Genomic DNA, 21,567 nt, shown 5'->3' on the forward strand with positions numbered 1-21,567 from the left:
GATTATTTTTTACAAAAATAAGAAACGACAAATAAATCGGACTTATAAATTAAGGAATATTTTAAATTTACGGTAACTTTGGATTGTTTTAGCAACTAATCACAAAAACCAAAACCACAATATATGTTCAAACATTTTATCAATCTCGAATTTAAAGCTTTTTTTCGTTCGGCAAGTTTGGGGAAAAGCATTGGTCTAAAAATCCTGATGGGATTCTTGGCAATTTATTTTTTACTTTCTTTTCTGGTTTTGGGAATTGCACTTTATCCCATTTTAGAGGAAAGCTTCCCCAACCAGAAACCATTAACCATCGTAAATGATTTTGTGGTTTTTTGGATGGCTGCCGATTTGATTCTGAGGTTTTTTATGCAAAGTTTGCCGGTAATGAACATTAAGCCCTTGCTGGTTTTGCCCATAAAAAAAGGAAAAGTGATTCACTTTGTGTTGCTAAAAAGCCTGACTTCGGTTTATAATATTTTCCCGTTATTGATGATTGTTCCTTTCGGGATATTTTGCATTTTGAGCGGAAATTATGCGACAATCAATAGTATAGTTTGGATGTTGGCGATGTATGCCTTGGCTTTGATTGTGAATTACACCAATTTTTTAATCAAGAAAAAGTTTGCCGAAAACATAAAAGTATTTCTTGTTTTTGTATTTTTTGTATTGGTTTTAGCGGCTTTGGAATATTTTAATGTTTTCAAAATCAGCACAACTATTGGCGCCGTTTTAAACACATTGGTCGAGCAACCAGTTTTGGCTCTTGTTCCAATTTTGATTTTGGCGGGAATGTACTTTTTGAATTTCAATTATCTGAAACACAATTTTTATTTGGATAACAGCCTGCAATCGAAAGCACAAGAAGCAACCACAACTGATTTGGGTTGGACAAAACGTTTTGGTGAAATTGCTCCCTTTTTGCAATTGGATTTAAAATTAATTTGGAGAAACAAACGACCAAGAACCGCGGTTTGGATGTCATTTATATTCTTGGCTTACGGATTAATTATTTACACGAATCCACATTATAAAGATACGCCAGCCTTTTTTGTGGTCGTTGGAATCTTGATGACGGGAATTTTTATGCTCAACTTCGGGCAATTTATTCCTTCCTGGGACAGTAATTATTACGGAATGATGATGTCGCAAAACATTCCCTTGAAACAATATTTGGCTTCAAAAGCGGGATTGATGTCGGTTTCGGTTGTTGTTTTAGCAATTTTGAGCACGCCCTATCTTTATTTTGGTTGGAGAGTTTTGGCAATCAATTTGGCCTGCGCCACTTATAATTTGGGTGTAAATATTCCGATTTTATTGTTTGCGGGGTCGTACAATAAAAAGAAAATCGACTTAGAGAAAAGTCCGTTTATGAATTATCAAGGAACGGGCGCGACTCAATGGATTGTTGGATTGCCTTTGATGGCATTTCCTGCATTGCTTTTTTATGGCGTTTCTACTATTTTAAATCCAGAAATCGCCATAATAGTTTTGGCATTATTTGGCATTATCGGAATTGGAATGAGAAATTTCCTGATTGACAAAATCGCAGAAGGCTATCGAAAAAGAAAATATGCCACCATTGATGGCTTCAAACAGCAAGAAAATTAAACTAATTTTTATAGTTTAATTCCAGAATGATTAACCAAATTAACAAATAACCGAATAAACCTTTTTAAAATGATCCAAGTACAAAATCTTTCAAAAACATACAACGGAACTACCGTGTTAAAAATAGAAAATCTTGAAATTCCAAAAGGACAAAGTTTTGGATTGGTGGGAAACAACGGTGCAGGAAAAACCACTTTTTTCAGTTTGATATTGGATTTAATCCAGCCTTCAACGGGACACATTGTCAACAACGAAGTTCAGGTGAACACTAGCGAAGACTGGAAACCTTTTACGGCTTCCTTTCTTGACGAAAGCTTCCTGATTGGCTATCTCACGCCCGAAGAATATTTTTATTTCATAGGTGATTTGCGCAATCAAAACAAAGCCGATGTCGATGCTTTATTGGCCAAACACGAAGAGTTTTTTAATGGTGAAATCCTGAAAAGCAAAAAATATTTACGCGATTTATCCAAAGGAAACCAAAAGAAAGTGGGAATTATTGCCACGCTAATCGGCAATCCCGAGGTCCTAATTCTTGACGAACCTTTTGCCAATTTGGATCCAACAACGGTAAGCCGCCTGAAAAAAATCATCAAGGAACTTGCCGAAAAACCTGACGTTACCGTGCTGGTTTCGAGCCACGATTTGCAACATACCGTTGAGGTTTGCGACAGGATTGTCGTTTTAAACAGAGGGGAAGTGGTCAAAGACATTCAAACATCGCAAGAAACGTTACAAGAGCTGGAAACGTTTTTTGCAGTTTAAATTTCAATATTTCAAAAAGAAACGTATTTTTACCAGTCATTATACTAAAACGTGCTTTTAAAAGTTAAATGATAAAATGTTTCTCATTGAAAACCAAGGCAATTAAACACACATTCTTTATAGCATTTTTGTTTTTTTTGGTTGCTTGTTCGACCAGGAAAGACACTTTTATGTCAAGAAATTCCCATGCCTTAAGCACAAGGGACAATATCTTATATAATGGTCAAATAGGATTAGACAAAGGAATAGAAGGCATAAAAGCCAATAGCAAAGACAATTTTTGGAAGCGATTGCCCATCGAAAGAATGCAAATCAATGATGAGATTACCGCTGTTGGAAAACCAAAAAACAGCGATTTTGAACTTGCCGAAGCCAAAGCCACCAAAGCAATTCAGAAACATTCAATGAATATTGGCGGAAGGGAAAGAAACAGCCAGATAGACGAAGCCTATTTGCTGCTCGGGAAATCACGTTATTATGACCAAAGATTTGTTCCCGCATTAGATGCCTTCAATTATATTTTATACAAATATCCCAATAGCGATAAAATTTACGAAGCCAAAATTTGGCGAGAAAAAACCAATATGCGTTTGGGTAACGATGCGCAGGTCGTAAAAAACATAACCAAACTTTTGGATGAAAAAAAGCTTAAAAAACAAGTTGTTGCTAATGCCAATGCCCTTTTATCAGAAGCCTTCCTAAATCTTGAAGAAACCGATAGCGCCGTGGCAAAATTAAAAGTTGCCGAAAGATTCACTAAAATAAATGCCGAAAAGGCCAGATACCGTTTTATACTGGGCCAGCTGTATGAAGAATTAGGAAAAAAAGACAGCGCAGTAGATTGCTATCAATCCGTTATTGCGATGAATAGAAAAGCTGAAAGGAAATATGTTATTCAGGCCCACGCAAAAAAGGCACAATTATTTGATTATCAAAGGGGAGACACGACTGCTTTTTTAAAAACATATAACGACCTAATTAAGGACAGGGAAAACAGACCATTTTTAGATGTTATTTTTCATCAAATGGGTGTTTTTTACGATAAAAACAACAATCAAAAACAGGCCATTAATTTTTATAATGCTTCTCTAAAAAAATCTTCATTAGATCAATATTTAGTTGCGTCAAACTATAGAAATTTAGGGAATATGTATTTTAAAAATGCCGATTATCAAAATGCAGCGAAGTATTACGATAGTACCTTAGTGAAATTAGATGTTAAAATAAGAGAGTATCTTCATATTCAAAAAACAAGAAAAAATTTAGACGAAGTGATAGAATATGAAGCTATCGCCAAGAGAAATGACAGTATTATAAATATAGTTTCTTTGTCTGAAGCGGATAGAATTTTATATTTTGAAAATTATGTCGATAAATTAAAAAAGACGGATGAAGCCAAGAAAATTGCTTTAGAAAAACAGGAAGCAAAACTTAAAAACATTGAAAGAAACAGCAAATCCAATTCCGGAAATCAGGTTTCTTCGATACAAGAAACCGGGAAACCAACAAAAAAAGCATCGCTGGCACCACCCACAATTGCCAACGCATCCATAAAAGAAACGGCGAATGTTTTCTATTTTTATAATCCTACAATGGTGGCTTTCGGAAAATTGGAATTCCAAAAAATATGGGGGAATAGATTTTCAAAAGACAATTGGCGCTCATCAACCAGCAAAGCCAAAATAAAGCTTAACGATACCATAAGCAGTGACAAAATAAAAGAGGAGAACAAGTTAGCAGAAGAAGAAATAGCAGAAAAATATACCACTGATTTTTATCTAAAACAACTCCCAAAAACGCAAACAGCGATAGACAGCATTGTTAAGGAACGTAATCTTGCCTACTACCAGCTTGGGATCATTTATAAGGAAAAATTCAAGGAATACAAATTGGCGAGCAATAAACTAGAGCAATTATTACAGCATAATCCGGAAGAAAAGCTGGTTCTTCCCGCAATGTATAATTTATACAAGATTTATCAAATTACCGATGCTAACAAAGCGGAAGCGATGCAAAAAAGTATTTCTGCCCAATTTCCAAATTCTCGCTATGCACAAATAATAAACAATACAAATCCTAATGCCGTTTCCGAAAATGAAACCCCCGAGGGCGTGTACAACAAATGGTATACATTATATCAGGAAGAACAATTTACTACTGTGTTGGAAAATTTGGATGACCTGATTAATCAATTTTCCGGAGATGAAATTGTCTCGAAATTCGAATTGCTTAGAGCAAACACCATTGGAAAACTCAAGGGATTGGAAGGGTATAAAAATGCAATGCAAAACGTTGCGGACAATTACCCGAATAGTGAAGAAGGAAAGAATGCCCTTGAAATTTTGACCACACAAATCCCGTATCTGGAAAAAATGGATTTTAATGCCGTTGACACCAAAAACTGGAAAATTCTATATAAAGTTCCAACTCTTGACAATAAAAACACAGCTGCGATAGAAGAAAAAATCAACAAGTTTATCGCCAACGAAAACCATAAAACACTTTTTTATTCCTGTGACACTTATACTGAAAAAGAAAGTTTTGTTACCATTCACGGCATAAATTCGGAAGAATATGCAAAAGCTATTGTTAAGTCATTAGAAGAAAAATATAAAATTACCGAGCCTGCCATTGTGGTTTCCAATGAAAACTACAAAGTAATTCAAATCAAGAAAAATATGGAAAGTTATCCAGCACCAAAAAAGCCGTAAAATATGTTTGACAAAAAACCAAAATCATACACCGAACTTTTAGGAAAGACCAATAGAATTGTAGAAGGAACCATAATAAAAGGAGATATTATTTCGCAAGCCGACTTCAGACTTGATGGTGAATTAATAGGAAATTTTCAATCAAAGGGAAAAATTGTCATTGGTCCGGCAGGAATTGTTATAGGTGACATTGTGTGCAAAAATGCAGACATCGAAGGAAAATTCAACGGCAAGATTCATATTGCCGAAATACTGAACGTGAAATCCAAAGCAAGCATTCATGGTGAAGTTACGGTAGGGAAATTATCTGTGGAACCAGGTGCTGATTTTAGTGCTTCTTGTCTGATGAAGACCAACGTAAAAAACCACATTGCAAATGACGGACAACCAAAACCCGAAGAAACGAACCAATAATAAATGGCTCGCCCTTATCAATATTCCCATACAAATGGGAGCAATTGTTTTTCTGTTCTCTTATCTAGGAAATTGGTTAGACGGAAATTATCCGAATTCACATAATGTATTCGTCAAAATTTTAACTTTGGTTGGAGTTGCTCTGGCCTTTTATAACATCAACAGACAACTAAAAGACATCAATAAATCCCCGGAAGAGTAGCTATGAAATTAAAAAAGTACCAAGCCATTTTTGAAGTAATATTTTTATCCATTTTAGTCTATCTTCTTCACAAATTGTTTTTTTACCTTAACGGGAATAATCCAAAATATCAAAATTTCCATTTTCCAATAGAAGTTGTTTATGGATTTTTCTTTGGTTTTTCGATACTTCTTTTATTCATTTTGATTCGGGTAAAAGCCAAAAATATTGATAATGTAGGTTATACTTTTATGTTGCTTACTTTTATAAAAATGGCCGTTTCCTATATGATTTTATCACCTATATTGCATTCCGGAAACTCAAATGCCATAACAGAAAAAATTAATTTTTTTATCACATTTGCGCTTTTTTTAGCAATTGAGACGGTCGTAACGATAAGAATATTAAATAATAAGCAATAAAATACTTATAAATCAATAATTCCGTCAAAAAAAATATTTTAAGTTCTTTGTGTATTAAGAAAAGATGTACATTTGCACCAAATTTCAGAAAGTAAAAATAAAGTAAAAAAAGATATGGTGTTTTCAAAAAAACCACTCCATTTTATAGTTGCAATTTTAATCGCTTTTTTGCCATTAATTAATTTTGCCAATACTACAGTTGATTCTACTCAAGTCAAATCTGGAGTTGCTCCTCAGGCTGCTGAGGAAACGCAAACTCATGCTGAACCGACAGATGTAAAATCTAAAATTAAAGCATTTATCAATCATCACGTTTTAGATGCTCACGAATTTACTTTTACTGAAGATGAAGTAACGGGAAAACATTATGGTTTTTCGTTACCGATTATTCTTTTGGATAATGGTTTACAGATTTTTTCTTCTTCTAAATTTGAACATGGTGAAGCTGTAGCGGAATCTAATGGGAACTTTTACAAAATAAATCATCATGACGGGAAAATATACAAAACAGATGCTTCCGGAACTATTACAGAAGACGAAAAAACAGGTTTTCCAACCAATGTTCGTCCGATAGATTTTTCTATAACTAAAACAGTTTTTTCGATTATAATTGCTGCGATTTTAATGTTTTTGATTTTTACCGGATTAGCAAAATCATACAGTAAAAACGAAGGGATAGCCTCTGGAGCCGGTAGAATTTTTGAACCGGTCGTATTGTATATTCGTGACGAAATTGCAATTCCAAATATTGGCGAAAAACATTATAAGAAATACATGAGTTATTTGTTAACCATATTTTTCTTTGTATTATTCTTAAATATATTTGGATTAATGCCATTTGGTATAAATGTGACAGGAAATCTAACCATTACATTTTCATTGGCGATACTTACGTTTTTAATTACAAATCTTACTGCAAATAAAAATTATTGGGGACATATTTTCTGGATGCCAGGGGTGCCTAAAGTAATGCGGATTGTGTTAGCTCCAATTGAACTTTTAGGGGTTTTTATCAAACCGTTCTCGTTAATGATACGTTTGTATGCCAATATTTTTGCAGGTCATATTGTTTTGATGAGTATCATCGGATTGATGTTTATCTTTAAAAGCTGGTTAGGAAGTAGTTTGTCTTTTGGATTGTCATTTGTACTTTCTATTCTTGAAATATTAGTCGCGTTTTTACAAGCATATATTTTCACCATGTTGTCTGCTTTGTATTTCGGATCGGCAAAGGAAGAACACGGGCACGAAGAAGTGCACGTTTAATAAGAGTGTTTAATTTTTAATATATATATTATGCAAATTCCACAAATTGTAGGAGCAGGATTAATTGTAATTGGAGCAGGATTAGGTATTGGTAGAATTGGTGGTTCAGCAATGGACGCTATTGCTCGTCAACCGGAAGCTTCAGGAAAAATCCAAACCGCTATGCTTATTGCTGCGGCATTAATTGAAGGTATTGGTTTTGCTGCGTTATTCGCATCATAATTAAAACTCAAAACACTAGTTGCAACGGTTGGTTGCAACCGGTGTTTTATTATTATATTAAATATTTTATAGATACATAACATGGAAAAGTTAATAAATCAGTTTGAGTTAGGTTTGTTTTTTTGGCAGGTATTAATATTTGTTGGATTGGTATTCTTATTAAAGAAATTTGCATGGAAACCAATTCTTGATGCCGTTAATGAAAGAGAAGAAGGAATCAAAAACGCTTTACTTTCTGCAGAAAACGCCAGAAAAGAAATGCAAAATCTTCAGGCAGACAACCAACGCATTTTGCATGAAGCAAGATTAGAGCGTGACGCATTGCTAAAAGATGCACGTGAAATGAAAGAGAAAATGATTGCCGATTCTAAAAATGAAGCTCAGTTTCAAGGTCAAAAAATGATTGAGCAAGCAAAAGCCGCAATCGAAAGCGAAAAAAATGCCGCTATGGCCGAATTGAGAACGCAAGTTTCTAATTTGTCAATCGAAATTGCCGAGAAATTATTAAAAGAGGAACTGTCTAACAAAGAATCCCAAGTAAAATTGGTGGAGAAAATGTTAGGTGACGCTAAATTAAACTAATATGGCAAGTACAAGAGCAGCAATTCGTTACGCAAAAGCAATTTTAGAAATAGCAGATTCAAAAACTGTTGCTACTGAAGTCAGTAATGATATGTCTTTAATCGCTTCGACTATAAACAGCAATGCGGAATTAAGTACTTTTATCCAAAACCCAACCGTTAAAGTTGAGGTAAAGGAAAGTGCACTTTTGGAAGTTTTTGCTACTGTAAATGCGGTAACTAAAAGCCTTTTCCATTTATTGTTCGAGAACAAGAGATTTGAAATTCTGGAAGTCATTGCATCAGAATACAACAAATTGTTTGACGTTATGAATGGAGTTGAAGTTGCCAAAGTGACTACAGCCATTCCTATGGATGCTACATTAGAAGCTAAAGTTTTGGCTAAAATCGCAACCTTTTCAAACAAAAAAATTACCATTGAAAACACGGTAGATGCTTCAATCATTGGAGGGTTTATTTTAAGAATAGGCGACAAGCAGTACAACGCTTCCATTGCCAACAGATTACAAGTTTTAAAAAGAGAATTAAGTAACTAGTTATTTATAAATAATTATGGCGGAAATTAAACCTGCTGAGATTTCAGCAATATTAAAAAAGCAAGTAGAAGGATTTGAATCTGGCGCTACACTTGAAGAAGTTGGGACAGTTCTTAACGTTGGAGATGGTATTGCCCGTGTTTACGGCTTGTCAAATGTTCAATACGGCGAACTTGTAGAATTCGATAACGGACTTGAAGCTATCGTTTTGAATCTTGAAGAAGACAATGTTGGTGTGGTACTTTTGGGACCATCAACAGGAATAAAAGAAGGATCAACTGCAAAAAGAACACAACGTATTGCCTCTCTTAAAACAGGAGAAGGAATGGTAGGTCGTGTGGTAAACACACTTGGTTTTCCAATTGACGGAAAAGGGCCAATTGGCGGTGAATTATTCGAAATGCCTTTGGAAAGAAAAGCTCCTGGAGTTATCTTCCGTCAACCAGTTACTGAGCCATTACAAACAGGAATAAAAGCAGTTGATGCTATGATTCCGGTTGGTCGTGGACAACGTGAACTAGTTATTGGTGACCGTCAAACAGGTAAATCAACTGTTTGTATTGATACCATTTTGAATCAAAAAGAATTTTACGATGCAGGAAAACCTGTGTTTTGTATATATGTTGCCATCGGACAAAAAGCTTCGACTGTAGCAGGAATCGCAAAAATGTTTGAAGAAAAAGGCGCAATGGCTTATACCATTATTGTTGCTGCCAATGCTTCTGATCCAGCTCCAATGCAAGTTTATGCTCCTTTCGCAGGTGCTGCAATTGGAGAATATTTTAGAGATTCAGGTCGTCCAGCTTTGATTGTTTATGATGATTTATCTAAACAAGCTGTTGCTTACCGTGAGGTTTCTCTTTTATTAAGAAGACCACCGGGACGTGAAGCATATCCTGGAGACGTTTTCTACTTGCACTCAAGATTATTGGAAAGAGCTTGTAAAGTTATTGCCGATGACGGAATTGCAAAAAATATGAACGACTTACCGGATTCATTGAAAGGTATCGTAAAAGGCGGTGGTTCTTTGACTGCTTTGCCAATTATCGAAACTCAAGCTGGTGACGTTTCTGCTTATATCCCAACAAACGTAATTTCGATTACCGACGGACAAATTTTCTTGGATGGAGATTTGTTTAATTCAGGTGTTCGTCCAGCGATTAACGTAGGTATTTCGGTATCACGTGTGGGTGGAAATGCACAGATTAAATCAATGAAAAAAGTGGCTGGAACATTAAAATTGGACCAAGCGCAATTCCGTGAATTGGAAGCGTTTGCAAAATTTGGTTCTGATTTGGATGCCGTTACTTTAAACGTAATTGAAAAAGGTAGAAGAAACGTTGAAATCTTGAAACAAGGTTTAAACAGTCCTTTTACGGTTGAAGACCAAGTGGCAATTATCTATGCAGGTTCAAAAAACTTGTTGAGAAATGTTCCTGTTAATAAAGTAAAAGAATTCGAGAAAGACTTCTTGGAATACTTGAACAACAAAAATAGAGCTACCCTTGATGCATTGAAAGCAGGTAAACTGACTGACGAAATCACGGACGTTCTTGAAACAGTGGCAAAAGAAGTTTCAGCGAAATATAACTAATCCCCACCCAGCCTCCCCAAAGGGGAGGAGCAAAAAGGGAGATAGAAATAAAATATTAATATAAGACAGATGCCCTCGTTTGGTCTCCCTCCCCTTCGGGGAGGGTTGGGGAGGGGAAAAAATGGCAAATTTAAAGGAAATCCGTAATAGAATTACTTCCGTTTCATCGACGATGCAAATCACTTCGGCAATGAAAATGGTTTCTGCAGCAAAGCTAAAGAAGGCACAAGATGCCATCACGGCAATGCGACCTTATGCCGAAAAATTAACGGAATTATTGCAAAATCTTTCTGCAACTCTTGACGGAGATGTGGGCGGTGAGTTTACAACACAACGTGAGCTTAAAAAAGTATTAATTGTTGCCATCACTTCAAATAGAGGTTTATGCGGCGCTTTTAATTCGAATGTGATAAAGGAAGTTAAAAGCCGTTCTCAATTTTACGCAGGAATGCAAGTGGATGTTTTTGCCATTGGCAAAAAAGGGAATGATGTTTTGACTAAATCACTTACAGTTGTTGACAATCAAAGTCACGTTTTTGACGAATTGACATTTGACAACGTTACTAAAGTAGCCGAAACATTGACCCAAAAATTTGTTTCTGGCGAATATGACAAAATTGAATTGGTTTACAATCAATTTAAAAATGCGGCTACACAAATCGTTCAAACCGAACAATTTTTACCATTGGCTCCAATAAAATCAGACACTCGAGCCAAAGGCGAACAGAGCGTAGCTAAACCAGTTTCAACTGGTGATTATATTTTTGAACCATCAAAAGAAGAAATCGTGTTAACCTTGATTCCAAAATCATTGAAAACACAATTATATAAAGGAATTAGAGATTCATTTGCCTCAGAACACGGAGCTCGTATGACCGCAATGCACAAAGCAACGGACAACGCAACCGAGTTGAGAGACCAATTGAAATTGACTTACAACAAAGCACGTCAAGCATCTATCACTAACGAAATCCTTGAAATCGTTGGTGGAGCGGAAGCTTTGAACGGATAAGAGAAAATAAAATTTTTTCAAATTTTCAAATAGCGAAACTTTGAACGGATAAGAAATTTTTTTAAAATATATTTAAGAGTCCCACAATTGCGGGACTCTTTTTTGTTTCATATTTTTATAAAATGATTTGTTTATAAAAATCATTAACTTTGATTAAAATTTATTTTGAGATGGAAACATTAACCCAAAAAAAAGAACTTATAGACTGGATAACTTCAATTGAAGATGAAGCTATTTTAAACAAAATAGTTAAAATTAAAAGGGAGACAACTTTTAATTTTGACGAAGAATTTAAAAAAGGGATTTCTGCTGACGAATTTAGAGAAAGAACCACTGAATACATAAAATCGTTGCCTTGGAAAAAGTAAAATTGTTTTACAAGCCCGAGACTGAAGATTATTTTAATGAGTTAGTTTTTATCTTATTTAAGGAGGATTATTTCAGTTATTTAGAAAATGCGATAATTTACAAAGATAAAATTTTGAATTTTATCGAAAGTAATATTTCAACTTTTCCATCAAGGAAAACACCAAAAATACTTCAATCATTTGGCACAAATTATATTTTCTACAAATCAAATCAACGAACCACTTGGTATATTTTCTTTGAAAAATCAGAAAATAATTATTTAATTACCAATATTATAAACAGTCACTCCAAAGAAGCAAAATGGCTTTAAAAACAATAGAAATTACGACAATAGATGAAATGCTTGCCCAATTTGAAATGATGAAGCATTTATATCCCAATTTTACTTTAGAAAAATACGAATCCTATTTGAAAGAAATGATTCCGCATAATTATACCCAAATTGCAGTTTTCGAAAATGAAGAATGCCTTGGACTTACCGGTTGCTGGTCTGGAACAAAGCTTTGGTCAGGAAAATATTTAGAAGTAGATAATTTTATCGTTCATCCAGAGCATCGTTCCAAGGGAGTTGGAAAACTTTTAACCGATTTTGTCAACCAAAAAGCAACAGATTTGGGATGTACCATGATTGTTCTCGATGCATTTACGGGGAATTTTACCGCCCATCGTTTCTATTACAATCAGGGTTATAATCCCAGAGGATTCCATTTCATTAAAATGTTAAATGAAGAAGGGTTGTCCTAATACGTTTGATAAAAACTGAACATATTGAACCGACAAAATCAACATTAAACGATAGAAATGGTTATTTTTGTTTCGTAAAATAAAAACACACCTCCTTGGGATTATATAAAAATCTTTTCAAACAAACGGCCATATACGGACTAGCAACGGTTTTACCGCGCATGTTCAGTTTTTTATTGGTGCCACTTTACACGGATTTACTCCCAAAAGAAGAATATGGTAAAGTCACCATCATTTTTGCCTATATGATTTTCTTCAATGTCATTCTGGCTTACGGGATGGAAACCTCTTTTTTTAGATTTTACAATAACGAAACCGACAAAAAATCGGTTGTCGAAACCACTATGGTTTCTGTTTTCTGGTCCACAATAATCTTCCTTTTTCCAGCATTATTATTCCGAAATGTATTGGCTTCATTTTCGGGAATTGATGTTCAATACATTACCTATACAATTTGGATTTTGGTGCTTGACGCATTGGTAATTGTTCCATTTTCAAAATTAAGGGCAACCCAAAAACCAATGGCTTATGCCATAATCAAAATAGGAAATGTTATCGTCAACCTTGGTTTAAACCTATTTTTTTTAATTTATTTGCCAAAAATAGCAGCAGCTCATCCTAGTGGTTTTTTGAGCTCTTTGTATGCAGACAACTTCGAAATTGGTTATATTTTTGTTTCTAATATTATTGCCAGTTTGCTGACATTTATAGCGCTTTCGCCTAATTATTTTTCATTAAAATGGAATTTCGATTTCGGTTTATGGAAACGAATGATGCGATATGGTTTACCAATAATGATAGCCGGAATTGCCTTTGCCATTAACGAACAATTCGATAAAATCCTTTTGGGAAAATTATTGCCCGCCAATATCGCCGATGCCCAAGTGGGTGTTTATTCGGCCTGTTATAAACTGGGTTTGTTTATGGTTTTATATAGAACTGCCTATACTTTAGGAATCGAACCCTTCTTTTTTAGCCACGCTTCAGATAAAAACGCACCCCAGACCTATGCCACCGTTACAAAATATTTCGTTATTTTCGGCTCTTTCATTTTGCTGGCAGTCATCGTTTTTGCCGATGTTTTCAAATATCTCATGATACGCGATTCTTCATATTGGGAAGCCATGAAAGTCGTCCCGTTGATTATATTGGCCAATTTTTTTCTGGGAATTTACACCAATCTTTCGGTTTGGTACAAGCTAATCGACAAGACTTACATTGGAGCCTATATTTCAATTGTTGGCGCCATTGTGACACTCGCCCTTAATTTTTTGCTTATTCCCTCCATGAGTTACTATGGTTCGGCAATCGCGACAATCGCGGCTTACGGGACAATGATGTTGATTTCGTATATCTTGGGCAACAAATATTACCCCATTCCTTACGACATCAAAAAAATTGGAGGTTATCTGGGACTGTCAATCCTGTTCTCCATAATATCCTTCTATTATTTCCGCGAAAACTATTTTGTCGGAATCCCATTATTGGTCCTATTCTTGTATTTTATATATCACAATGAAAAAGAAACATTAAACCGAATTTTGAAAAGAAAAGTTAGTGGAAGCTAATCGCGCTGTACGTTGCAAGCTTTTTCATAAAATTGGTTTTTCCAAGTCCAAAAAGGAGCTTCCTTTGGTCGCTCTTTTCATCCAGGAAAAAATACAATTTTATCTCAAAAGGCTTTTCACTTCCATCACGGCTAAAAACCAATAATATAAGTACGGACAACCAAAACATAAGTACGGACAAGTCGCGACTTGTCCCTTCAAAACAAAACAAAAATATGACCATAAACATCATCAACAAATCGCAACACGACTTGCCTAACTATGAAACCATAGCCTCGGCAGGAATGGATTTAAGAGCAAACCTTACCGAATCAATAACGTTGCAACCCTTAGAAAGAGCCATTGTAAAAACGGGACTTTTCATCGAATTACCCATAGGTTACGAAGCCCAAGTGCGTCCCAGAAGCGGCTTGGCAGCCAAAAAAGGAATAACGGTACTCAATTCACCCGGAACAGTCGATGCCGATTATCGTGGAGAAATTGGTGTAATTTTAGTAAATTTATCCAACGAAGCATTCGTCATCGAAAATGGCGAACGAATCGCGCAACTCATCATCGCCCAACACGAAAGAGCACAATGGATAGAAGTTCAGGAATTATCCGAAACGTCTCGTGGCGAAGGCGGTTTTGGTAGCACGGGGGTTAAATAAATAAATTCAATAATTCAAAGATTTAATAATTCAAAGATTCTCGAAATTTTTTTAAATCTTTCAATCATTAAATCTTTTAATAAAAACAACAAATGAAAATAATAGTGCCAATGGCTGGACGGGGTTCCAGATTAAGACCACACACATTAACAATTCCTAAACCATTAATCCCAATTGCCGGCAAACCAATCGTGCACCGTTTGGTCGAAGATATAGCAGGTGTTTTAAATCAAAAAATTGAAGAAGTTGCCTTTATTATTCACGAAAGTTTTGGAAAAAAAGTAGAAGAGGAACTAATTGCAATTGCTCAAAAGTTAGGCGCCAAAGGAACTATTTACTATCAAAACGAGGCACTAGGAACAGGTCACGCCATTATGTGTGCCAAAGAATCTTTGAGTGGACCAGCTGTTATTGCTTATGCCGATACTTTAATTCGTGCCGATTTTGATTTAGACCAAAATGCCGACAGTGTTATTTGGGTAAAACAAGTAGATCAACCCCAAGCTTTTGGCGTGGTCAATTTGAACGAAGATAATCAAATTATTGAATTGGTCGAAAAACCTAAAGAATTTGTTTCTGACCTTGCCGTTATCGGAATTTACTATTTTAAAGATGTTGCCGTTCTAAAAAATGAATTGCAATTTGTTTTGGATAACAACATTATTAACGGTGGCGAATATCAAATTAATGATGGCATCAAGCAAATGATGGCAAAAGGTATGGTTTTTGTGCCAGGAGAAGTCGCTGAGTGGATGGATTGCGGAAACAAAGATGTTACCGTTGAAACCAATTCCAGAATGTTGGGCTTTTTGCACAATGACGGAGAACATTTGGTAGATTATGACGTGAAATCGGAGAATTCAACTATCATTCCTCCTTGTTATATCGGCGAAGACGTGGTTTTGATTAACGCAACTGTTGGACCCAATGTATCTTTAGGGAACGGTTGTCACGTGAGTAATAGCACTATAAAAAACAGTTTGGTACAAACGCATTCTCATATAAAAAACGCCAATCTAGACAATGCAATGATTGGGAATCACGCCAGTTTTGACGGTGATTTCACGAGTATCAGTATTGGGGATTATTCGGTTTTGGAGTAAAACTGGACTAAAGTCCAGCCTTACAAAATAGTTCGATCCTACGGCTCTATTATGTTATATGATAGTTCCGTAGGAACGAGACATATTGTAGTAACGGATTTTAATCCGTTGATTGAAATATTTGAAAAAATATAAATGAAAAAAACGGTTTCCTTCTTTTTATTCTTGGTTTTGCTTTGCAATTCGGCGGTGCTATTGGCACAAGCGGAACCCGAGGAAATCAAGCCTGAAACGGATAAATTCCAAGATTATTTTTATGAGTCTTTGAAGCAAAAAGGCATTGAGAATTATGACAAAGCTATTGTAGCATTAGAAGAATGTTCAAAAATAAAACCCAATGATGCCACCGTGTATTTCGAATTGGGAAAGAATAAGTTGGCGTTAAAAGATTATGAAAACGCCTATAATTCATTCGAAAAAGCTACTCAGATTGACCCCAAAAACAAATGGTTTTGGTTGGGAATGTATGACGTGAATTATCAAACCAAAAATTTTAATCGGGCAATTGTTGTGGTCAATAAATTGATTGAATTTGACGAAATTTACAAAGAAGATTTGGTTTCACTTTATATGAACACGCAACAATTTGACAAAGCGCTCTCTCTCATTAATGAGTTGAACGATAAAATTGGAAAGTCGGATAGGAGGGAATTGTACAAAATGCAGATTTTGTCTCAAGGGAAATATCAAAATGAGGAAATTGCTAATTTGATTGACCAAATCAATAAAAATCCAAAACAGGAATTGAATTATGTTGCCTTGATTCGGCTGTATTCGGAAAATAATGAGGCTGAAAAAGCGTTTGAAATCACACGAAAACTAGAATCGGAAATTCCAACATCGGAATGGGCGCAAGTGGGTTTGTTCAAATATTATTTGGATTTGAATGAAGGACAAAAAGCCGTAAATTCAATGAATATAGTTTTGGCAAGCACGAAAATGGATTCCAAAATCAAACACCGAATCCTGAATGAATTCTTGATTTTTGTAGATACAAATCCCCAATTTGCACCCGATTTGGGAAAAGCCATTTCGTATTTCGCCAATGATGACAACATAGATGTTGCTAAAGAAATAGGGAAGTATTACCATAATAAAAAACAGTGGGACAAAGCGGTTCAGTATTATGAGCAAGCTTTAAAAAATAATTCGACGGAAGATATTGAAACTAATCTGCTTTTGTTTCAAGCTTATTTAGAAACGAAGCAATTTGATTTATTAAACAATAAAGCAACGGCAATGGTTGAAACTTTCCCTACTCAGCCCCAGTTTCACTATTTTTCCGGTTTAGCCAACAATCAGTTGAAGCAATTCAAAAAAGCAAAAGAAATGCTGGAAATGGGAATGGATTATGTGATTGATGATGTAGTTTTGGAAATTAATTTCAACATTCAGCTTGGTGAGGCCTATAATGGATTGGGGGATTTAAAGAAAAAAGAACTGTATTTTTCTAAAGCAGATGAATTATTAAAAACAAAAAATAAATAAATTCTAATGAAAAAATTCTTGTTGTTAATGTTGGTTGGGTTTGCTAGTTCGCTGACTCTTGTTTCCTGTAAATCGAAAGCGGCGGTGGTTGGAGCAACAGAAAAGGCAACCCATCTGAGAGCCAACAAAATAATAGAAAACTACTACAACAATAAAACCGACTTTTCGACATTATATATAAAGTCCAACGCTAAATATTCGGATGGAAAACAAACGCAAAATGTTACCGCCGAAATAAAAATCAAGAAAGACGAACAAATCTTGATAAGCATTCGATTTTTGGGCATCACGATGGCAAAAGCATCGATTACTCCAACGGCAGTGAGCTATTATGAAAAGATTAGTGGCAGTTATTTTGAAGGTGATTTTAGTGCATTGAGCCAGTGGCTGGGAACCGATTTGGATTTTAACAAAATTCAAAACATGTTGTTGGGTCAGGCCATTGACGATTTAAAAAAAGGAAAATACACGGAATCATTAGTTGATCAAACCTATAGACTGGATGATACGTCAGACAACAATACCAAGAAATCCTTCTATTTTGATGCCAATAAATTTTTTGTCACAAAACAGGAAATAACACAAACGGCTGAAGGAAGAATGATTCAGGTTGCCTATTCAAATGACATAGTTTACAAGGAAGCGATATTGCCTTCGAGCATACTCATAAATACTTTTCAAAAGAATGGTAAAACCGAAATAAATCTAGAATATAACACCGTAACCTTCAATGGTGAACTTTCTTTTCCTTATAGCGTTCCAAATGGTTACAAAAGAATTATAATTAAGTAAGTTTGCATAAATATATTTTTAAGATGCCAAAATTTCTCCTAAGTCTCATTTTTATAAGCATGACTTCACTATTGTGGAGCCAATCAACGCAGCAAGAAAAATTAGAAGCACGAAAAGCCCAAATACAGCAAGAAATTAGAGATAATGAAGCATTATTGCAATCGGTAAAGAAAAAAGAAAAATCGGCGGTGAATGTATTTATGATTCAAACCAATAAAATCAAGCTCAAGGAAAAACTGATTAACACTACCGAAAAGCAAACCAAGTTGTTGAGTAACGATATGTATGTCAATCAAATACAAATCAACAAACTAAAGAAGGAACTTGCCGTACTCAAGGAAGATTACGCCAGAATGATTGTGAAATCCTATAAAAGCCGATCAGAACAAAGCAGGGCGATGTTTATACTTTCGTCCAAAAATTTTCTGCAAGCTTATAAAAGAGTCCAGTATATGAAGCAATACACCAATTACAGGAAATTGCAGGGCGAGGAAATAAAATCAAAATCAAACCAACTGACTGTTTATAACGGGAAACTGACTGTTCAAAAAACAGCCAAACAAAAACTGATTGATGAAAATGAAAAAGAACGATTGTCGCTTTTAAAGGAAAAAAAGGAACAAGAAAAACTGGTAAAGACGATTAAAAAAGACAAGAATAAAATAGCTGCCGAAATCAGGAAAAAACAACGGGAGTCAAGAGCCATCGATAAACAAATAGACAGATTGATTCGGGAAGCCATAGCCGAAGCCAATAGAAAAGCGGCAGCCGAAAATGCAAAAGCAAACCCGACTGCAAGCGTGTCTAAAACAGCAGTATCTTCATCAAGAATAGTATTGACGGCCGAGACAAAAATTTTAGCCGACAACTTTAGAGCCAATAGAGGAAAATTGCCATGGCCGGTTGAAAAAGGTTTTGTGTCTTTGCCATATGGCGACCAACCACACCCTGTTTTTAGTACATTAGTCGTCCACAATAGCGGCGTGGAAATCACGACCGATCAAGGGGCAAATGCGAGAGCCGTTTTTGGAGGAGAGGTAACGAGTGTCATAATTTTATCGCCTGTAAATAAAGCCGTAATGATACAACACGGTGATTACTTCACGGTATATCAAAACTTGAGCTCGGTATATGTTAGCAAGGGTGACAAAGTAAGCATAAAGCAAAACATTGGCAAAATAAGAACCAATGGCGATACCGGAAAAACGGTTATTAAGTTTACCATTTCGCAGAATACCACTTACGATAATCCGGCTAGTTGGTTGTATAATATGTAAGAAACAATGAATCGGGGCGCAAAAATAAAGAGCACTATTTTATTCAGGAATAAAATAGTGCTCTTTGTTTTTATAAAATAAAATGAACAGAAATCCATAATTTTTACAGATTCAATATGATTTACCAATAACCCTTTCTTAAGGGATTATTTGTTAAAACTGGATTGTATCGCTTTCAGGAATCCAGGAGTTGACCAAGATCCGGCAACAATTACTCGTCTGATAGTATAAAGTGGTTCAGCAGAATCCCTTTTGGTAGAAAGGATAAAGGCAAGTTTATATCCGCTTTTTTTTATTTCTGTAATGGCAGCCGAATTCCATATTCCATCAGGATAGGCAAAATAAGTTACGGGTTTGCCGATAATTTCTTCCAGTTTCTTTTTTGGTTTTGTGAGTTGGGTTTCCCAATCTGCTCCCACATATTTTGTGACCATATGATGATCCCAAGAATGGGCGCCAATAACATTTCCGCTGTCCGACAAATTCTTGATTTGCTCTTTCGTCATATATCCGGGGCGGTTTATAGAAATTGTCATAATGAAAAACACCCCTTTGTAGCCATATTTTTTCATTTCGGCAGCACCTATATTGAAATGTTCTTCACGAGTGTCATCAAAAGTAATTATGACAGGTTTGGAGGGTAATTTGCCATCACGAAGCAAATACTCACTCAATTGGGCTGGTAAAATGGTGTGATAGCCGTTATCTGACAAAGCTTTCATTTGCTGGGCAAAAGCGGCAGGAGCCACCGAATATGTTTTCATATTTGGTCCATCACTCGCAAGAATATTGCGGATGCGATGATAGCACAACACGGGTACTTCGGGTTTTGAAAGAATTTGTTCCGGGCTGGCATCCTTCTTTTTGGGAGCTTCTTTCTTGACTTGTATTTGGGCAAAAGCCGTATCTTTTTTTATCGTATCAGGTTTAGATTGACAGCTTGCCAATAAGAAAAGTCCAACGAAAAGGGAAAACATTATTTTTTTCATTTTTTAAAAGTTGAGTGCAATGAATTACTGATATTGAATATATATGGGCTTAGGGGTAAATTTGACCAATTCCTCAGGCGTGTACATTGTCCAGTTTTTCTTAATGTCATTTTTATAAAACAATTTAAAACCAGTAAACTGTACCGGCTCTCTAAAAATATAAGATTTATAGGTCGACTTTTTTAAAACCTTGTCGCCAAATCCATCCATATTCATAACTACCTGAACTTCGGGTACTTTTTTTATATTTTTGTAGCCCGTCACCATTCCTTGTGTGAATCTATGTACTACCAAAACTTTCGGGGTCAACTTATTTTTTCGCACCAAGTCCGCTAAAATGTCTATGGCATCATTGATATCATCTGAAGTGAAAGTGCCTATTTTGGTACCGGGAATTTCGCCATTTTTTAAGGAAAATTCGGGGTCAATTCCCAAATGAACATTGGGTAATTTCAGATAAGGTTCCAGCGAGGCAACTTCATTTTTCACCGTACTATGCCCAACCTGAACGTCTAAAAACACCAAAGCATTAATTGGCTTTGCCCACTTTATAATTGTATCTATCTGTTTAAAAGGCATTCGCATTCGGTGTAAATTTGCTTTTCCGGGTGCACCTTGTGCCGTGATGGCGATGTAGTGCAAGGCGGGAATTGCCTTTACGGTTGAATCGGCGGCTTGCCATTTAGCCACTTCCGACTGTAGTTTTTTAATCATTTCATCTCTGGGCAATTCGCCTAAGATCCCCATTCTTTTTGAATAAAGATTTCCGTAATAAGCAATGATTCTGTTATACGGCAAGATGGCTCCTGGCAGCGGATAAGGAATTTTTTTCACTGGCCATCTTCCGCTAGTGTCGTTGTTGGCTAAAGCCAACATTCTTTTGTTGTAATCGGCAGTATCGATTACAGAAACTTTTTTTTCCGGAATAGGTTTGGGTTTTACAATTTCTTTTTTTCCGTTTTCGGCGATTGCCTCGGAAGCTTTACCCCAATTGCAACTGCTGGCACAAAACAGCATAGAAAAGAGAAGCATTAATGGAAGGAATGTAAGGAACGACTTTTTCATAAAGTATCACTATTTGATATAATAAACGTAAAGATACGGCATTTAGAACGGCCTATTAAATTTATAAGGAAACAATCAGTTCAAACGCATTAAAATTATTTTAAGTTTTTTACACGAATTGCACAAATTTACACGAAATCTGTTAGGTTTTTATTTACTTCGTCTGTTCGACCTTTGGTCTCGGGTCACTAATCTGCCCAAGGGAGATAA

Annotated in this window: 23 protein-coding genes; 21 read left to right on the plus strand and 2 right to left on the minus strand. The window is 35.6% G+C overall.

Annotated features, from left to right (window positions below; translation table 11 throughout):
* Positions 1-123: 123 nt before the first annotated feature.
* The 21 genes from B2145_RS05270 (at position 124) to B2145_RS05370 (ending at position 19,303) form a co-directional block, all read left to right on the plus strand.
* Positions 124-1,608 (plus strand): DUF5687 family protein, encoded by a 1,485-nt coding sequence (locus tag B2145_RS05270; RefSeq protein ID WP_291099238.1) that lies wholly within the window; start codon positions 124-126, stop codon positions 1,606-1,608.
* A 69-nt stretch (positions 1,609-1,677) separates the two neighbouring features.
* Positions 1,678-2,373, plus strand: coding sequence for an ABC transporter ATP-binding protein (locus B2145_RS05275; protein ID WP_291099241.1), 696 nt, complete (start codon positions 1,678-1,680; stop codon positions 2,371-2,373).
* 170 nt (positions 2,374-2,543) lie between these two features.
* Positions 2,544-5,084 (plus strand): tetratricopeptide repeat protein, encoded by a 2,541-nt coding sequence (locus B2145_RS05280; protein ID WP_291099243.1) that lies wholly within the window; start codon positions 2,544-2,546, stop codon positions 5,082-5,084.
* A 3-nt stretch (positions 5,085-5,087) separates the two neighbouring features.
* Positions 5,088-5,498 (plus strand): bactofilin family protein, encoded by a 411-nt coding sequence (locus B2145_RS05285; RefSeq protein ID WP_291099246.1) that lies wholly within the window; start codon positions 5,088-5,090, stop codon positions 5,496-5,498.
* Positions 5,461-5,700: an AtpZ/AtpI family protein gene (locus tag B2145_RS05290; RefSeq protein ID WP_291099249.1), complete on the plus strand. Its 240-nt coding sequence runs from the start codon at positions 5,461-5,463 to the stop codon at positions 5,698-5,700. Before B2145_RS05285 ends, B2145_RS05290 begins: the two co-directional genes overlap by 38 nt.
* Before the next feature lie 2 nt (positions 5,701-5,702).
* Positions 5,703-6,101: a hypothetical protein gene (locus B2145_RS05295; protein ID WP_291099251.1), complete on the plus strand. Its 399-nt coding sequence runs from the start codon at positions 5,703-5,705 to the stop codon at positions 6,099-6,101.
* A 114-nt stretch (positions 6,102-6,215) separates the two neighbouring features.
* Positions 6,216-7,367, plus strand: a complete 1,152-nt coding sequence (atpB, locus tag B2145_RS05300) for a F0F1 ATP synthase subunit A (protein WP_291099254.1) — start codon at positions 6,216-6,218, stop codon at positions 7,365-7,367.
* Between the two features lie 30 nt (positions 7,368-7,397).
* Positions 7,398-7,589, plus strand: coding sequence for an ATP synthase F0 subunit C (gene atpE, locus B2145_RS05305; RefSeq protein ID WP_291099257.1), 192 nt, complete (start codon positions 7,398-7,400; stop codon positions 7,587-7,589).
* An 81-nt stretch (positions 7,590-7,670) separates the two neighbouring features.
* The gene (locus B2145_RS05310; RefSeq protein WP_291099260.1) at positions 7,671-8,171 is read left to right on the plus strand and encodes a F0F1 ATP synthase subunit B; all 501 of its coding nucleotides are present in this window, start codon (positions 7,671-7,673) and stop codon (positions 8,169-8,171) included.
* A 1-nt stretch (position 8,172) separates the two neighbouring features.
* Complete coding sequence (gene atpH, locus B2145_RS05315) at positions 8,173-8,706, plus strand: ATP synthase F1 subunit delta (RefSeq protein WP_291099263.1); 534 nt, start codon at positions 8,173-8,175, stop codon at positions 8,704-8,706.
* Between the two features lie 16 nt (positions 8,707-8,722).
* On the plus strand, positions 8,723-10,300 hold the full coding sequence (gene atpA, locus B2145_RS05320) for a F0F1 ATP synthase subunit alpha (protein ID WP_291099266.1): 1,578 nt from the start codon (positions 8,723-8,725) through the stop codon (positions 10,298-10,300).
* A gap of 121 nt (positions 10,301-10,421) precedes the next feature.
* Positions 10,422-11,312, plus strand: a complete 891-nt coding sequence (gene atpG, locus B2145_RS05325; RefSeq protein WP_291099269.1) for an ATP synthase F1 subunit gamma — start codon at positions 10,422-10,424, stop codon at positions 11,310-11,312.
* Positions 11,313-11,482: 170 nt separating this feature from the next.
* On the plus strand, positions 11,483-11,680 hold the full coding sequence (locus tag B2145_RS05330) for a hypothetical protein (protein WP_291099271.1): 198 nt from the start codon (positions 11,483-11,485) through the stop codon (positions 11,678-11,680).
* Positions 11,668-11,991 carry a hypothetical protein gene (locus B2145_RS05335; protein WP_291099274.1) on the plus strand — a complete coding sequence of 108 codons (324 nt, stop codon included), beginning with the start codon at positions 11,668-11,670 and terminating at the stop codon, positions 11,989-11,991. The genes B2145_RS05330 and B2145_RS05335 overlap by 13 nt, the downstream gene beginning before the upstream one ends.
* Positions 11,982-12,425, plus strand: a complete 444-nt coding sequence (locus tag B2145_RS05340; protein WP_291099277.1) for a GNAT family N-acetyltransferase — start codon at positions 11,982-11,984, stop codon at positions 12,423-12,425. Before B2145_RS05335 ends, B2145_RS05340 begins: the two co-directional genes overlap by 10 nt.
* 95 nt (positions 12,426-12,520) lie before the next feature.
* A complete protein-coding gene (locus tag B2145_RS05345) occupies positions 12,521-13,993 on the plus strand; it encodes a lipopolysaccharide biosynthesis protein (RefSeq protein ID WP_291099280.1) in 1,473 nt (490 codons plus the stop codon).
* 215 nt (positions 13,994-14,208) lie between these two features.
* Positions 14,209-14,643, plus strand: a complete 435-nt coding sequence (dut, locus tag B2145_RS05350) for a dUTP diphosphatase (RefSeq protein WP_291099283.1) — start codon at positions 14,209-14,211, stop codon at positions 14,641-14,643.
* 92 nt (positions 14,644-14,735) lie between these two features.
* Positions 14,736-15,746: a sugar phosphate nucleotidyltransferase gene (locus tag B2145_RS05355; RefSeq protein ID WP_291099286.1), complete on the plus strand. Its 1,011-nt coding sequence runs from the start codon at positions 14,736-14,738 to the stop codon at positions 15,744-15,746.
* Positions 15,747-15,881: 135 nt separating this feature from the next.
* The gene (locus tag B2145_RS05360; protein WP_291099289.1) at positions 15,882-17,234 is read left to right on the plus strand and encodes a tetratricopeptide repeat protein; all 1,353 of its coding nucleotides are present in this window, start codon (positions 15,882-15,884) and stop codon (positions 17,232-17,234) included.
* 6 nt (positions 17,235-17,240) lie between these two features.
* Positions 17,241-18,026, plus strand: coding sequence for a DUF4292 domain-containing protein (locus B2145_RS05365; protein ID WP_291099292.1), 786 nt, complete (start codon positions 17,241-17,243; stop codon positions 18,024-18,026).
* Positions 18,027-18,049: 23 nt separating this feature from the next.
* Positions 18,050-19,303, plus strand: coding sequence for a murein hydrolase activator EnvC family protein (locus B2145_RS05370; protein ID WP_414654614.1), 1,254 nt, complete (start codon positions 18,050-18,052; stop codon positions 19,301-19,303).
* A 146-nt stretch (positions 19,304-19,449) separates the two neighbouring features.
* On the opposite strand, the gene B2145_RS05375 is transcribed toward B2145_RS05370, so the two are convergent.
* Positions 19,450-20,292 (minus strand): polysaccharide deacetylase family protein, encoded by an 843-nt coding sequence (locus B2145_RS05375; RefSeq protein ID WP_291099298.1) that lies wholly within the window; start codon positions 20,290-20,292, stop codon positions 19,450-19,452.
* Positions 20,293-20,316: 24 nt separating this feature from the next.
* Positions 20,317-21,357, minus strand: a complete 1,041-nt coding sequence (locus tag B2145_RS05380) for a hypothetical protein (RefSeq protein WP_291099301.1) — start codon at positions 21,355-21,357, stop codon at positions 20,317-20,319.
* Between the last annotated feature and the right edge of the window lie 210 nt (positions 21,358-21,567).

The sequence above is a fragment of the Flavobacterium sp. UBA5153 genome (genome assembly GCA_002413745.1).
Lineage (GTDB): Bacteria > Bacteroidota > Bacteroidia > Flavobacteriales > Flavobacteriaceae > Flavobacterium.

What these genes read in the sequence shown, in the direction of transcription:
- B2145_RS05295 (WP_291099251.1), top strand. Translation starts at nt 5,703, where the DNA reads ATGAAATTAAAAAAGTACCAAGCCATTTTTGAAGTAATATTTTTATCC.
- B2145_RS05355 (WP_291099286.1), top strand. Translation starts at nt 14,736, where the DNA reads ATGAAAATAATAGTGCCAATGGCTGGACGGGGTTCCAGATTAAGACCA.
- atpG (WP_291099269.1), top strand. Translation starts at nt 10,422, where the DNA reads ATGGCAAATTTAAAGGAAATCCGTAATAGAATTACTTCCGTTTCATCG.
- dut (WP_291099283.1), top strand. Translation starts at nt 14,209, where the DNA reads ATGACCATAAACATCATCAACAAATCGCAACACGACTTGCCTAACTAT.
- B2145_RS05380 (WP_291099301.1), bottom strand. Translation starts at nt 21,357, where the DNA reads ATGAAAAAGTCGTTCCTTACATTCCTTCCATTAATGCTTCTCTTTTCT.
- B2145_RS05340 (WP_291099277.1), top strand. Translation starts at nt 11,982, where the DNA reads ATGGCTTTAAAAACAATAGAAATTACGACAATAGATGAAATGCTTGCC.
- atpE (WP_291099257.1), top strand. Translation starts at nt 7,398, where the DNA reads ATGCAAATTCCACAAATTGTAGGAGCAGGATTAATTGTAATTGGAGCA.
- B2145_RS05375 (WP_291099298.1), bottom strand. Translation starts at nt 20,292, where the DNA reads ATGAAAAAAATAATGTTTTCCCTTTTCGTTGGACTTTTCTTATTGGCA.
- atpH (WP_291099263.1), top strand. Translation starts at nt 8,173, where the DNA reads ATGGCAAGTACAAGAGCAGCAATTCGTTACGCAAAAGCAATTTTAGAA.
- B2145_RS05310 (WP_291099260.1), top strand. Translation starts at nt 7,671, where the DNA reads ATGGAAAAGTTAATAAATCAGTTTGAGTTAGGTTTGTTTTTTTGGCAG.
- atpB (WP_291099254.1), top strand. Translation starts at nt 6,216, where the DNA reads ATGGTGTTTTCAAAAAAACCACTCCATTTTATAGTTGCAATTTTAATC.
- B2145_RS05370 (WP_414654614.1), top strand. Translation starts at nt 18,050, where the DNA reads ATGCCAAAATTTCTCCTAAGTCTCATTTTTATAAGCATGACTTCACTA.
- B2145_RS05270 (WP_291099238.1), top strand. Translation starts at nt 124, where the DNA reads ATGTTCAAACATTTTATCAATCTCGAATTTAAAGCTTTTTTTCGTTCG.
- B2145_RS05280 (WP_291099243.1), top strand. Translation starts at nt 2,544, where the DNA reads ATGTCAAGAAATTCCCATGCCTTAAGCACAAGGGACAATATCTTATAT.
- B2145_RS05285 (WP_291099246.1), top strand. Translation starts at nt 5,088, where the DNA reads ATGTTTGACAAAAAACCAAAATCATACACCGAACTTTTAGGAAAGACC.
- B2145_RS05290 (WP_291099249.1), top strand. Translation starts at nt 5,461, where the DNA reads ATGACGGACAACCAAAACCCGAAGAAACGAACCAATAATAAATGGCTC.
- B2145_RS05365 (WP_291099292.1), top strand. Translation starts at nt 17,241, where the DNA reads ATGAAAAAATTCTTGTTGTTAATGTTGGTTGGGTTTGCTAGTTCGCTG.
- B2145_RS05330 (WP_291099271.1), top strand. Translation starts at nt 11,483, where the DNA reads ATGGAAACATTAACCCAAAAAAAAGAACTTATAGACTGGATAACTTCA.
- atpA (WP_291099266.1), top strand. Translation starts at nt 8,723, where the DNA reads ATGGCGGAAATTAAACCTGCTGAGATTTCAGCAATATTAAAAAAGCAA.
- B2145_RS05360 (WP_291099289.1), top strand. Translation starts at nt 15,882, where the DNA reads ATGAAAAAAACGGTTTCCTTCTTTTTATTCTTGGTTTTGCTTTGCAAT.
- B2145_RS05275 (WP_291099241.1), top strand. Translation starts at nt 1,678, where the DNA reads ATGATCCAAGTACAAAATCTTTCAAAAACATACAACGGAACTACCGTG.